Source organism: Bdellovibrio sp. HCB274 (genome assembly GCF_047306075.1).
In the GTDB taxonomy this organism is placed as follows: domain Bacteria; phylum Bdellovibrionota; class Bdellovibrionia; order Bdellovibrionales; family Bdellovibrionaceae; genus Bdellovibrio.
Window position 1 is genome coordinate 501,777 of sequence record NZ_CP178623.1, and the last position, 12,951, is coordinate 514,727.

The window sequence follows — 12,951 nt, forward strand, 5'->3', positions numbered from 1 at the left end:
GGACCCTCGACGGGGTCCTTGTGGGATTTTCGCGTTCTTTCCTACGAGGGTCGGTCATTGCCAAGCACGACGGGCGAATGAAAAGTACCCGCCTGCTGCGTTGTCGGCGCCGAACTTTCACTCGGGCACTTTTGATTCGCCTTTGCTGACTTCGGACTTCTTTTGGCGCGCTACTTTTCACTCAATCACTCCCTTCAACTTCAGGTTCTATCCCTCATTCCGCAAATCACATACTAGACGAATCCCATTCCCTCTTATGTTTGTTTTCCTGCCTTCCGTTTCACTCTCTTTTTCTGTTTTTTCTGTCTTCAATCCTTGGATACTGTCTTTCGATGCCTTCACTTGGATGTTTTTTTTCGCTGTTCGATTCGTGTGGGGAGGGGTATCGGTCAGGTTGTGGGTCTCATTCGAAATTCCCAGAGCTCTTGCCTTTGTTTTTGGGTGAGTCCTCTCAAGCGGGTTTTTGAGTAAGGGCGGCCGTTGGCTTCGCACTCGTTAAGTTGGATGTAGTCTCTTACTATTTGGTAGGCTTTGAATCCTTTGACGACGCGGGTGAAGGGCCTGTATTTCCAGATTCTTTCTTTTCCTTTTGTTTTGAGGGTATCGGTCAGGTTCTGTGCGAACTGACCTGGAACTACTCTAAAGAAGCTTTGTAGTTTGGATCTGCGGGTTCCACGTATCAACAGGTGGACGTGATCGTTTTGGATGGAGAACTGTTCGACCTTCACGAAGAACTTCAGTGCGTATCTTTTGAGTACTATATTCATTAAACGAAAAGCGTAGGGATTTCTTAGGCCGCCTTTAACTGTGGTTTTATTTATCTTTAAAACCAAATGAATTGGATCTTTTGTCGATAGTGGGCGCGCTGCTCGTCCTTTCGCAGAGTTTCGTAACGAACCTCCATAACAGTAGCGATGCTTCATCTTTGTATTAAGTGATGTAAAGAGTTGTTGTCTCATGCAGTCTCCACGGGATCGATGACCGATACCCCAATGAGTAGAGGAGAGTGCAATTAACAGCCTTACGTAAGGGGCACTCCTGTGACTCGTAGGAGAAGGAGTCGTCCGAGTGGCGGAGACTTTGTTCTGCAATTATCGAGGACGAGTGTGTGCATGACCGATACCCCCCTCAATACGAGGGGCCTCTGAGAAACCGTTTGGGATGGTTCCTTAGTGGTGTGTTTGTCTAGGGTTTGGTTTTTTGTGTTTTCATAGTGCAGTTCGTTGGTCTTGAAGTGCTTCACACGTATAAATCTTTAAATTTGGGATCAAAAAGCTTTGCGAAGGTCTGTCAGACGTTTGTGAGATCTGGGAAAAACCCAGACCTTGGTATTGAAAAAAGCAGGTATAAGGGCGGGATTTCAGGCCGAAGGTCCAGTTGGAGCTGGATGATGGTCTAGTTTTGCAGGACGCGACTAAAGCCTTTCCAGACCTCGCCGAAAGGTATGTCAGAAGCAACGACGATACCGAAGTCGAAAAGTACTTGAGAGCTTCGACGGGTGTGACTGCCTGACGAAAACTCGATTGCAGAGTGCCGAGACCAAAGTTGAGTCCCAACGTGTTAAACAGGTCAGCCTAAGTAGGTATAGGGCGGCCACAATTTATGGGGGTCCCAAATGGGAATGAGAATTTCTACTAATATCGCAGCGGTAAATGCACAAAGAACTCTACAAAGTTCTCAACGTGTTATCGGTAAATCCATGGAGCAATTGTCTTCTGGATCGCGCATCAACAAAGCTGCAGATGATGCTGCCGGCTTGGCAATCTCTGAAGGTATGAAGTCGCAAATCAGATCTTACAGCCAAGCTCAACGAAATGCGAATGATGGTATCTCAATGGTTCAAACTGCTGAGGGTGGTTTGTCCGAAGTATCCAACATCTTGACTCGTATGCGTGAGTTGGGTGTACAGGCTTCTTCTGATACTATCGGTGATACAGAGCGTGGTTTCTTGAATAAAGAGATCCAACAGTTGAAAGACGAATCTCAACGTATCACTCAATCAACTCGATTTGGTACAACTAAACTGCTTGATGGTTCTGGCGACAAGTTCGACTTCCAGGTAGGTATCGGTAACGACGATTTCGCGGACCGTATCTCCTTCAACGCAGGTGAAACAGATGCAACGACAGCATCACTTGGTATCGATGGTTTCGATTTCAGCTCTAAAGCGGGCGCACAAAGTGCTCTTGAGCAGATCGACAACGCTCAAACTAAAGTGAATGGTTTCCGCGCAAATCTTGGTGCCCTTCAAAATCGTCTGACTTCCACAGTCGACAACTTGGGTGTGCAACACGAGAATATCTCTGCAGCGAACTCTCGTATCCGTGATACAGATATCGCTTCAGCTTCCGCTGACCAAGCTCGTAACCAAGTATTGTTGCAAGCAAATACAAGTGTCCTGGCTCAAGCGAACTCGCTTCCAGGTGCAGCAATGAAATTGATCGGTTAATCTTAAATGTTTGATCGGGAGAGCGCCTCCGTGCTCTCCCGGTACCAACCTACCCAGGGAAAACTAATAATGGGTTTCCCTGGGGTACTTAGAGGGGGAAGGACTTGGGGAATGGCCCAAAGCCAGCTGTTTAAGTATGAGGCAGAAATGCCGATAAGTACCTCATGAATATCAAAGGATTGATTCCCAACATTCAGCCCTCCGACGTCAAAGCGGTAGACCGCACGGGACGGGCGATTCAATCCGACATGGCCCACGACCGAGAGGCAAACGGTCAGGAATCTTACCAACAACAACAGAATGAAAAGCCACCGATGACCGAGGAACAACTCGAAGCTTCGATGGATCACCTTCGTAAACTTTCCGCTTTCAAAGAACACCGATGGACCGTTGAATTGGATGTGACCGAAGAGGGAAAATTTGTTTTGGTGAAAGATAATCTGGGTACTCTGATTCGACGAATTCCAGAAGCAGAGCTTTGGACATTGCCTTCTGATGATTCTCCCAGAGGACAGCTTTTAAAAAGATCCGCCTAGTCTTTGCCGCCACAATTCAAAGTTTTTTAAGTGTTAATAGCATTTGGTTCCCAGCATCTGGTCCAGTTCCAGAGGGGGATGTCAAAATTTATCCCGCGTATAATTCAATACAGCCCTAAAAGCCGCGCCACTAGGCCTTTCGACGGACATTTAATTGACTCACGTTCACCGTATGAATTTGAGACGATTGATTCATGGCAGGAATACGAATTACAGGCATGGCCTCTGGGCTACCACCAAATATCGTCGAACAGCTGATGGATGCTGAGCGTATTCCTGTGAAGCAAATGGAAGGTAAGAAGGCCGAGAAGGATGACAGGCTGAAACTTGTCAAAGAACTCGAAACCAAGGTGACAGATATCACCAAGAATCTTTCAGAGCTGACGAATGTGCGCGGTTTTGCAGATAAGAAATTCCTTTCAAGCGATACCTCAATCATCGACGGTCAGCTTGATCCGAATACTGCAGTGCCGGGGGAGTACAATCTGGAAGTTGTTCAGCTGGCAGAAAAGCCGGCAGCGATTTCCAACGGATTCCCGGATAAGAACGAAACGCAGATTGGTACTGGTTATATAAAATTTGAAACGCATGAAGGAACGAAAGAAGTCTACATCAACGGCAAGACGTCCACTCTGGAAGGTGTGGCGAATCAGATTAACAATGCCGATGTGGGACTGAAAGCTCAGGTGCTGGAGGATCGAAAGGATAAGGAAAACCCTTTCAAACTTCTGGTTTCCGGTATGGCGACGGGTGATGACAAGCAGGTGGCTTTTCCAAAGATTTATCTTTTGGATGGCGACCAGGATATGTACTTCGATCAGTCCCGTCCTTCCAAGAATGCGGTAGTGAAAATCGACGGGTTTGAAATTGAGCTTCCTGATAACAAAGCCAAGGATTTGATTCCGGGAGTGGTTCTGGATCTGAAATCCGCAGCTCCAGGCAAGAAGATCAATATGTCAGTGAAAGAGAATCTGGAAGCGATCAGCGGCAAGGTTAAAAACTTCGTTGATGCTTATAACGCGGCTTTGGGATTTATCCAAAAGCAGAATCAGATTCAGGGCGGGGATAAAAGTGGAAATCCGAAACTGGGCCCACTGGGTGGTGACGGACTTTTGCGCACGATTGAAAGTTCTTTGCGAACAGCGATTTTGAATCCGGTACTTGGGGTTGAGTCTCCAATTGTTCGGATCAATGAGCTGGGTATCACGTTTAACAGAAACGGTACGCTGGAGTTGAGCCAGGAAAAATTCAACAAGGTTTTGAATGAAAATCCGGTGGGTGTCGCAGCCTTTTTCCGGGGTGACAGTTTCAAAACCGGTTTTGTTCAGGTGATTAAGCAGACGGTCAGTAATTTGACCAACGGGCAGTACGGCGGAATTGCCAACCGTAAAAGAGGTCTTGAGTCGCAGATCAAGCAGATTGATCAGCGGATCGACACCAAAGAGCGCCAGCTTCAAAGAAAGGAAGACGGACTTCGTATGAAGTTTGCCAACCTGGAAACGAAGATGTCAGAGATGCAGGCCCAGCAGGCCAAGTTTGCAGCGATGGCCCAGCAGGGTGGCGGATAGTTTAAGTAGTTAAGTGTACGTTGACGATCAGGAATAGGAAGAGGAAACGATGAATAAGAACGCGTATCAAAAATATAAAACAACTTCGGTTCAAAGTGCCAGCAAGGAGAAAATCCTTTTGATGCTATATGAAGGTGCCATCAAGTTCACAAAACTTGCAGTGAAGGCTATCGAAGAAAAGAAGATTGCTGATCGCGGTCAGAACATCGGCAGAGCCTTCGATATCATTATGGAATTGAACAACACTCTGGACCATAAAGTTGGCGGGGAAATCGCATCCCAGCTGGAACAGCTCTATATGTTCATGATGGAACAATATACGAAAGCCAATATCTCCGGAGACGCGGCACCACTTCATGCGAACCTGAAGCTGCTGAACACTCTGTATGACGGTTGGTTGCAAGCAGTTGAAAAACTTAAAAAAGAAAACGACGACGGAAAGAAAGCGGGTTAATACCATGGAGGGTAACGTGACCAGAATCATCAGCCTGTTGAACGAAAAAAATCATTACCTTGAAAAGTTCTATGCCCTGAACGAGGTTGAACTTGTGAATTTTGCACAAGGTTTGTTCGACAACTTGGAGCACTTTTATCAAACGCGCGAGAAAATTCTGGATGTTCTTAAGTATGTTGATTCACAGATCGACAAAGCACATAACGAAATGAATCCTGAAATGGTCATGGCGGCAGAAGATCGTAAACAGATCAAAGAAGCTCTTTCCATTAAGGACGAATACGTTTCACGCATCATTGAACAGGATATTCAGGTTCTGGCGTGCATCGAGACTGCAAAAAACTCCATCATTCGTGAGTTGCAGGATGTTCGTCGAAATCGCAAGGCAATTGGTGGATACAAATCCAAGTCATATGCTCCGCAATTGGATGAAGAGGCCTAGACCCGGCAATTTTTTCCCGACAAAAAGCTGACGGCAAGTACGGTCTGGGAGTCAAACTCCTGAGCTGAACTTGCCTCAACTTCAATTAAATGCATTCCAAAGTTTGGCATCTGTGTTGCTCCTCTATTATCTCGGAGGAGATCCATGCAGATGTTGGAAAATCAGATCATTCAAAAGTCCAGTGAGAATATTGAAGTTAATACTTCAAATGAAACCTTTCAGGAAAGCTCCGGCAGAATTTACTTTGATTCTGTGCAGGCACTTGCGGATTTTGAATCAGAAGCCACAGTTAAAACACAAGAAGTAGCAGATCCCCGTATCATGAAATGCCTGCAGAATGCGGAAGTTCTGTCCAAGCACGGTGAATATCATCTGGCATTAAATCTTTTGCGCCAGGCTTGTAATATCAATTCAAAACATCCGGCGACTTTAAGCATGTTGTCCCGCAATCTGGAAAAGATCGGGAAGTACGACGAAGCGATCATCGCATTGAATGCCTGGAATAAAGTTGATTATGGCTTTGAGAGCCTGGCATTTCTGGCGCATGCACTTTACCGCATGGGCAGGGATCAACAGGCTTTGGAAAAGTACTTTGAAGCCTTGTCAGTATTGACCGAAGAAAACGATCAGCTGTTTGAAGTCTATAAAAACATCGGAAACATCTATGTTCGTCAGGGCGATTTCGATGGCGCTGAAGAATACTATAATAAGGCTTACACGATCAATACCACTTCGGATGTGCTATTGGTGAACTTCGGAACCCTTGAAGTTCAGCGTGGTGATTTTGATAAATCTCTTTATTGCTTCCGCAAAGCAGTAGAGATCAATCCGGAAAATGATAAAGCCTGGGTAGGCCTGGCAATGGTGCACCAGCAATTCGGTGACACTGAACTGGCGTGGGCAAACGTTGAAGCCGCTTTGGATATCAATAAGAAAAACCGCACAGCAGTTCACTTGGCTGCCAACTGGGGTCTACGCGATCGCCAATTGCAAAAAGCCATTGAGGCTTTGCAGGAGTACCTTTCCCAGGTTGAACAGGACGAAGACATGTCTCTGGTTCTGATCAATCTATTGTGCACAGCCGGTCAAATGGATCAGGCGATGCTGGAAATTGAACGCGTGCTTTTGTGGAACCCTGACCACGCTGAAGTTAGAAATCTTAAAAAGAAAATTACACCAACAGTAAAGGCAGCATAAAATGTCCATGATTACATTCTCTGAAAACCAGGACTCTTCTCTTATTGCATTCGAAGCGGGCGCAGCTTTAGCTTCTTTGGGGCAACCTCGTGAAGAGGCATTGAAATGGACATACTCACTGGGACCTATTCCATCATCACATGTAGTTATCATTGGTTTGGGTTCAGGTTTCCAGGTTGAAGCTCTTGCGGATCTGGATCCAAGCGTGCAAATCACTGTTGTTGATTCCCGTGATGCTTTGGTGCCAGTTTTCAGATCTCAGTTTCCAGATTTAGCTGAACGTGTGCAAATCGTAATTGCAGATAGCGTTCAGGATTTGATGAAGAACGACGTTTACGCTGACGTGGTTGCAAACCGCGCTTACGTGGTTTCATTCCGCGAATCATGGGGACAGCAAATGGATCTGTTTGCGGAATTTTTTGGCCACCTTACAGGTCGCACGGTTGAAGCGGTGAAGTATCACCTGGAAGACCTGCAAATGAATATGAAGTCTTTGTACTTTCAAAACAACAACAGTCTGCTTTCAATCAAGGACATTTTGCCGGTAGTGGAAGCGTCCCAGGTTGCGGAAGAAAAAAAGCAAATCTTTCGCATGTTGGGTGAATTGGTAAAATAGATGAAGATATTGGTCGTCTCGCTTTTGCGCTTGGGGGATATTATTCAGCAACAGCCGCTGTTAAAGGCTTTGCGGAACAGACATCCTCAGGCGGAAATACATTTGTTGGCAAACCTGCAGTGCTCCCAGGCGGAGTCACTGCTTCAAGGTTTGGTTAATAAGTATTTTTACTTTGACCGCGAGTCTTTGCAAAAAGGCCTGGGCGAGGCGTCTTACAATATTTTGTGGTCTTATCATCAGGCGGAAGCTCTGGTGCAGGATCTTAACAAGCAAAACTATCATCAGATATTTAATTTTACCCACAATAAGCTGAGTGCTTACTTGATGGGTGCGGTTAAAGCCGCCGATAAGCAGGGCTTGCATCATACTGATGGGGCGTTCCAGGGGCTGAAGAATCCCTGGTTGCGCTATTTCAATGATCGGTTTTCGGGAACTCAGCCTTCGATGTTCCATTATGTGGAACTATTGGGGAAATCATTTGGCTTGCCCGTTTCCAAAGCCGTAAGCCAGCCTTCTACGAAAAGTAAAAAGGTATTGTTCCAGTGTCTGACCAGTGATTCAAAAAAGAACTGGGGACTACAAAGGTTCAAACAGCTTAAAGACACAATCGAATCTTCGTTGGTTGATTATAAGGTGCAGGTTTTGTGCGCGCCGTTTGAAAAAAATCAGTTGGCGGAGGTGTTTTCCGAATCAGACCTGTTGGTGTGCGATTTATCCGGGGCGCAAAAAGCGTTAAGTGAATCCTGCCTTTTGGTGACAGGTGATACAAGTATTAAGCATCTATCCGCACAAATGGGTATTCCCACGGTGGAGCTGGTTTTAGGCAGCAGTGATTGGACAAAGACCGCAGCATTTTCGGAGCAATCGCAAGTGATTGCCTCGAAAGCAGCTTGTTCACCTTGCGCCCATTCGCAGGCATGCAGTCAGAAGTCGCAGATCTGTGCAGAGGATATCTCTGTGGATCAGGTTTTCGCGGCGGTATGGGACAAGCTTAGTAAGAAATCAAATGAAGCGACCGTCACGATGCGGGATCTGGAACGTGCATCCTGGACACTGCAGTTAAATGGCGTGTCGGCCTCGGAAGTTCTGCCGTATGCAAATGCGGCGGTTGAGTTTTCAAAAATCGCAACTCTGGATGCGGCTCGATGTCTTTTGCCTCAAGCCCGTCAATCGCAGGTTCAGTTTGAAAAATGGATTTCCCGCCTGGAGGCAACTCTTCCAAATCGTGAAGCCCTGGCTGGTAAAAAGCAGCTTAAAAGTCACGATATCGGTGACTTCATCCTGACCGCTCAGGAAATTGTAAAATCAAAACAAGACCCGGCTGGGTATTTCCAGTCGGTTGTAGAAACTCTGATGGCCCGTTTTTCCAGTACGTTGCATTTCCATGAAAAGATGCAGAGTGCTCTAGCAGAAGTCCGCGAACTTTTGCAATCGCGGGGTCAGTTCATTCATTCACTAGAAATAGTTCTCAAGGAAGGGGCCTATTATGCAGCAGGAATTGGACAACTATCTATCGACGGCTTTGAAGAAGCTGGAAGAAGCGTATCGCGAGATCGTGAAGACGCAGCCGTATAATCAGGAAGCAGAGATGATCAAACTTGTTGCTGAATTGGCAAAGGAACAAATTAAAGATGAAAATTCTAATTCTGCAACTCGCTAGACTTGGTGACATTTACATTTCCTGGCCGGCAGTTCGCGCTGTTCGTCGAATGTACCCGGATGCTGAAATTCACTTCATGACGCGTCCTCGTTTCGAAGGTGCGGTTGAAGGATTAACCGCGATCAATAAGCATCTGACTTTGCCAAGCGGCCATATTCTGCAGCCGTTGGTCAACGAGACTGTAAATACGGAAGAGTCTTTGAATCGAATGGAAGAATTCGTGGAGACAGTTCGTGCTGAAAACTATGATCAGATTATCAATCTGACTTTCTCGCCATTTTCAAGCTATCTCACTCACGCGCTGACAATGCCACATACATCGGTATTGGGTTACACGCGTTTTAGAGATGGCTTCTTCTGTGCGGCGGATGAAGTCAGTGCTTACTTCTATGCTCAAGTGGGAATCAACAAACCTAACCGCGTTCATGTCGCTGATATTTTCGCCTCTATGATTGGGACGGAATATGTTGAACAGGATTGGGAAGCACCCGTGTTGCCGGAAATCAGTATCTCTTTGCCAGAGGCGTTTTTGACGGTTCATGTAGGAGCGAGTGAAAAGCATAAAGCTTTAACGGCTGATGCCTGGGCGCGTGCGCTGGACTATTTCAGCCGTCGCTACGAGGGCATGCCCATCGTGTTGATCGGTGCTCCTAATGAAATGGACATCGCAAATGAAATTATCGAAAAAGCTCCAAATGCAGCGATCACGAATCTGGTCGGTCAGACAAAGATGAATGAGCTGTTCACGATATTGAAGCGTTCAGAGTTGCTGATCGGCTGTGACAGTGCACCGATTCATATGGCTTCTTTGACGGACACGCCAACCCTGAATATCAGCGTGGGTAATGTTAATTTCTGGGAGACGGGTCCGAAGGCGACATTGGGATTGATCTACCGTTTCGAAGACAGCCAGGACATCGTGCCTGAAAGAATCGGTGAAATTATCGCGCAACTTCTGGAAGGACATGCAGATCCAGAGTTGATCATGCGTACGCCAGGGCTTGCAAGCTACGGTAAAGTCGAATCAGCCGAGCAGGAATTTGCCTGGAAGCTGGTTCAGGCGATTTACCTGGGCGGCGATTATCCGGTGGCTGATCGTATCGAAATTATTGAAGGTGCGATGAAGCTTGATGAAATCAATGACTTTATGATGAGCCAGTTTGCGTTGATCCCTGAAAAGGGTGTGAATGCGATTGCCCCTTTTATTGACGGTGGCGAAGATGTTATTAAATCAATTAGCCGAATAGTCCCTGAATTGCGTCCTATGATTGACTGGTATCACGCGGAGAAAGTCCGTGTGGCTCCAGGCACGCAAGAGGAGATTATTGCAGCAACTTTGAGTGTTCACGAGCGTTTTAAGCGCCATCTTCGTGTGTATGTTCCTCAGGATGAAATAATCACGACAGTGGAGGCTAAAGATGGAACGCTTTAAAGTGACCGGCCAGGAATTGCGCAACTTTTATCAAACAGAAACTGTTCTATCCCGCGTTTTTGATGATATCGAAAACGAACTGCGCGAGACCAATCAGGTGGTTTGCCGTTTCATCGTGAACGGTATGGAAATCAAAGAGACTGACGAAGCCCGCTTTGGAACAGTCTCCCTGAATGACGTGGAAACACTCGAATACATGACCGAAAACAGCAATGATCTGGTTTTGGATGTGTTGCAGGCGTGGATCGCGGCACTGCCGGAGCTTCAGCAAAAAACTGAAAGCCTGTCCAAGCGTATGCGTACGCAGGGTTTTAGCGGATTGATGAAGCCCATTCATGATCTGGTTCAAAACTGCGAGTTCCTGATTGATTCAGTCATGTCCCTGAAAATTTTGATGGGAGACCGTTACCTGGTGTCGAGTCCAGTTGATTGGGTGAAGGCTGAGCAGAACAGTAAAACTACGGTTGTTGAAGCACTTCGTGCTTTGGAAAATAAGGATTTTGTTCTTTTAGCGGATGTCCTAGAGTATGATTTAAACAATGTTCTGCAAATGTGGAATGAGCACTTGCAGCACTTGGAGAAGGCACTTAATGGGGACACCAGCGGAACTTATAAATCCGAGCAAAATAGATCCGATTCTATGGGTCGGAAGCGTATCGCCAATTAGGCTGCCTCAATACTTTCCGTTTCAAAAACGGGAAGTTGAGATCGTATTGCGGGCTTCGTTCGACGAGGCCCGTTCGCTTTTGCAAAATCAGAAGTTTTCCTCGATCTTAGTCCAGGACGATGGAACAAACGAAGCCTTTGAACTTCTGATCCAAGCCCGCCACCTGCAACCGATGGCGCCGCGTTTTTATATTTCCAATGATCTAACCGAAGAAAAGGTCCGTCAGGGTATTAATCAGGCTCAGGTCTATCGCTTTATCCGCTGGCCCCTGGCCGAGCGTGAAATCTGGCAACAGTTCGAGGATGCCCTGGAAAAACACGCGACATTTTTATCGCGCTCGTTGTTACTTAAAGAATCCTCTTCGCAAAATAAAGAACTTGAAGCGCTGACGCATTCCCTGGAAGGCCTGGTTGACGAGCGGACCCAGGGTATTGAAGTTTCGCATAAGGAAGAAAGCGACAAGCTAAATCGCGAGCGCAATCTTGTGCGATTGATAAAGGATTTAGCCAACCAAAATTCTTTTGAAGATGTTTTGGGGATTATTCGTAAGGAGCTTCGTAAGTTTCACAAAATCGGTGATCCGATTCTGGTGTATCGAACGGAGTCTGCGAAAACTCACTTTATCAGCTTCCAATTGGGAACAATGACTCAATCTGAATCCTCGGTGGATTTTGAGTTTCCAAAAAATGCACAGGTCCCGTCTGCCGATTTAATAAGACACCTGGCAAATCATTTTGGACGACCGTTTGCGAAAACCTATGTGGTTCCACTGGAGCTGCGTTTGACCAATCATCTACTGGGTGGAAGCAGCGAAGCTATTTTGTGTATTGAAAATTCCCTGAATGAAAAAGAAATGCCACCCTTTGTGGAGTTCATGACAGACCGGATGCGCCCGTTAAGCATGACCCTGGATCGCGTGCTTTTGGAAAGTCAGCTTTCTGCATTTTCTTATCGTTGGGAAAAAACTTTTGATGGCATGAGAGACCCTATCGCCATCATGGATGTGGACTACAACGTAGTGCGCGCCAACCGTAAGTTCTCAGATAGATTCCCGGATAAAAAACAAGCCGGTGAAGCTTCACCAGCAAGTCAGGCCCTCGCTGACGGTCAGCCTCACGTTGGACAAATTCAGGCAGATGGCAGAGTTTATCAGGTGCATAGTTATCCCGTCGTTTTGGATAATGGCGGAAAAGCCACAAATGTTGTGAATCAATATGTGGATATCACGCAAAGTCGCGAGCTTTACTTGCGCATGTTGCAGAATGAAAAGATGGGCGCAATCGGAATGCTGGCTGGCAATATCGCTCACGAGCTGAATAATCCCCTGACAGGTTTGCGCTCTCTGGCGCAGGTGTTGTTGCAGGAAGCTGACAAGAATACCAATTTATATTCTGACTTGATTGAGATTGAAAAAGCGGCTGCGCGTTCACAGCGCATTATTAAAAACCTTCTGGATTTTTCAAAAGGTGAAGACCAGCCGGCGGAGGATATTTCCATTGATGAAATCGTGGAAAGAACCCTGCCTATGTTGAAGTCGGCTTTGCGCACTCATCGCCTTGAAGTTACGCTGCAAAGTGCTGAGAAAACTGTGCACGTGGAGCCACACTTGATCCAACAGGTGGTCTTTAACCTGGTTAACAATGCATGCCAGGCTATGAAAGATCCGGGACGCCTTAAAATCAATTCTTACCATTCGGGTAAACAGGTGGTTTTGGAGATTGAGGACACGGGGCCAGGTGTCCCGGAAGACATTCAAAGAAAAATATTCGAGCCTTTCTTCACGACAAAAAAAGAAGGACATGGAACGGGTCTTGGGTTAAGTATGTCTAAGTCTGTCATAGAGAAATTTGGTGGCAGTATCACGTATCAGGCGGTGCAGCCCCAAGGGGCCCGTTTTGTGATTACATTGCCTTGTAAGTAAGGATTCTGT

Annotated in this window: 12 protein-coding genes; 11 read left to right on the forward strand and 1 reads right to left on the reverse strand. The window is 46.4% G+C overall.

Annotation, left to right across the window (positions count from 1 at the left end; translation table 11 throughout):
- Window positions 1-389: 389 nt before the first annotated feature.
- The gene (locus tag ACLWNV_RS02525; RefSeq protein WP_413586337.1) at window positions 390-959 is read right to left on the reverse strand and encodes a transposase; all 570 of its coding nucleotides are present in this window, start codon (window positions 957-959) and stop codon (window positions 390-392) included.
- Window positions 960-1,615: 656 nt separating this feature from the next.
- Here ACLWNV_RS02525 and ACLWNV_RS02530 point away from each other — a divergent pair.
- The 11 genes from ACLWNV_RS02530 (at window position 1,616) to ACLWNV_RS02580 (ending at window position 12,942) form a co-directional block, all read left to right on the forward strand.
- Window positions 1,616-2,449, forward strand: coding sequence for a flagellin (locus ACLWNV_RS02530; protein ID WP_413586338.1), 834 nt, complete (start codon window positions 1,616-1,618; stop codon window positions 2,447-2,449).
- A 164-nt stretch (window positions 2,450-2,613) separates the two neighbouring features.
- Entirely contained in the window at window positions 2,614-2,985 is a 372-nt protein-coding gene (locus ACLWNV_RS02535) for a hypothetical protein (protein ID WP_413586339.1), read from the forward strand.
- Window positions 2,986-3,179: 194 nt separating this feature from the next.
- On the forward strand, window positions 3,180-4,553 hold the full coding sequence (gene fliD / locus ACLWNV_RS02540) for a flagellar filament capping protein FliD (RefSeq protein ID WP_413586341.1): 1,374 nt from the start codon (window positions 3,180-3,182) through the stop codon (window positions 4,551-4,553).
- Between the two features lie 49 nt (window positions 4,554-4,602).
- Entirely contained in the window at window positions 4,603-5,007 is a 405-nt protein-coding gene (fliS, locus tag ACLWNV_RS02545) for a flagellar export chaperone FliS (protein WP_413577002.1), read from the forward strand.
- A gap of 16 nt (window positions 5,008-5,023) precedes the next feature.
- Window positions 5,024-5,449 (forward strand): hypothetical protein, encoded by a 426-nt coding sequence (locus tag ACLWNV_RS02550; protein WP_413586342.1) that lies wholly within the window; start codon window positions 5,024-5,026, stop codon window positions 5,447-5,449.
- A 144-nt stretch (window positions 5,450-5,593) separates the two neighbouring features.
- Window positions 5,594-6,646: a tetratricopeptide repeat protein gene (locus tag ACLWNV_RS02555; protein ID WP_413586343.1), complete on the forward strand. Its 1,053-nt coding sequence runs from the start codon at window positions 5,594-5,596 to the stop codon at window positions 6,644-6,646.
- 7 nt (window positions 6,647-6,653) lie between these two features.
- A complete protein-coding gene (locus ACLWNV_RS02560) occupies window positions 6,654-7,262 on the forward strand; it encodes a hypothetical protein (RefSeq protein WP_413586344.1) in 609 nt (202 codons plus the stop codon).
- Window positions 7,263-8,837: a glycosyltransferase family 9 protein gene (locus ACLWNV_RS02565; protein WP_413586345.1), complete on the forward strand. Its 1,575-nt coding sequence runs from the start codon at window positions 7,263-7,265 to the stop codon at window positions 8,835-8,837.
- Window positions 8,838-8,893: 56 nt separating this feature from the next.
- Window positions 8,894-10,354: a glycosyltransferase family 9 protein gene (locus ACLWNV_RS02570; RefSeq protein ID WP_413586346.1), complete on the forward strand. Its 1,461-nt coding sequence runs from the start codon at window positions 8,894-8,896 to the stop codon at window positions 10,352-10,354.
- Window positions 10,341-11,021 carry a hypothetical protein gene (locus tag ACLWNV_RS02575; protein ID WP_413586347.1) on the forward strand — a complete coding sequence of 227 codons (681 nt, stop codon included), beginning with the start codon at window positions 10,341-10,343 and terminating at the stop codon, window positions 11,019-11,021. The genes ACLWNV_RS02570 and ACLWNV_RS02575 overlap by 14 nt, the downstream gene beginning before the upstream one ends.
- A complete protein-coding gene (locus tag ACLWNV_RS02580; protein WP_413586348.1) occupies window positions 10,945-12,942 on the forward strand; it encodes an ATP-binding protein in 1,998 nt (665 codons plus the stop codon). Before ACLWNV_RS02575 ends, ACLWNV_RS02580 begins: the two co-directional genes overlap by 77 nt.
- Window positions 12,943-12,951: the final 9 nt, after the last annotated feature.

Coding starts and splice junctions, on each gene's coding strand:
- ACLWNV_RS02525 (WP_413586337.1), bottom strand. CDS start 959: ATGAGACAACAACTCTTTACATCACTTAATACAAAGATGAAGCATCGC.
- ACLWNV_RS02530 (WP_413586338.1), top strand. CDS start 1,616: ATGGGAATGAGAATTTCTACTAATATCGCAGCGGTAAATGCACAAAGA.
- ACLWNV_RS02535 (WP_413586339.1), top strand. CDS start 2,614: ATGAATATCAAAGGATTGATTCCCAACATTCAGCCCTCCGACGTCAAA.
- fliD (WP_413586341.1), top strand. CDS start 3,180: ATGGCAGGAATACGAATTACAGGCATGGCCTCTGGGCTACCACCAAAT.
- fliS (WP_413577002.1), top strand. CDS start 4,603: ATGAATAAGAACGCGTATCAAAAATATAAAACAACTTCGGTTCAAAGT.
- ACLWNV_RS02555 (WP_413586343.1), top strand. CDS start 5,594: ATGCAGATGTTGGAAAATCAGATCATTCAAAAGTCCAGTGAGAATATT.
- ACLWNV_RS02560 (WP_413586344.1), top strand. CDS start 6,654: ATGATTACATTCTCTGAAAACCAGGACTCTTCTCTTATTGCATTCGAA.
- ACLWNV_RS02565 (WP_413586345.1), top strand. CDS start 7,263: ATGAAGATATTGGTCGTCTCGCTTTTGCGCTTGGGGGATATTATTCAG.
- ACLWNV_RS02570 (WP_413586346.1), top strand. CDS start 8,894: ATGAAAATTCTAATTCTGCAACTCGCTAGACTTGGTGACATTTACATT.
- ACLWNV_RS02575 (WP_413586347.1), top strand. CDS start 10,341: ATGGAACGCTTTAAAGTGACCGGCCAGGAATTGCGCAACTTTTATCAA.
- ACLWNV_RS02580 (WP_413586348.1), top strand. CDS start 10,945: ATGGGGACACCAGCGGAACTTATAAATCCGAGCAAAATAGATCCGATT.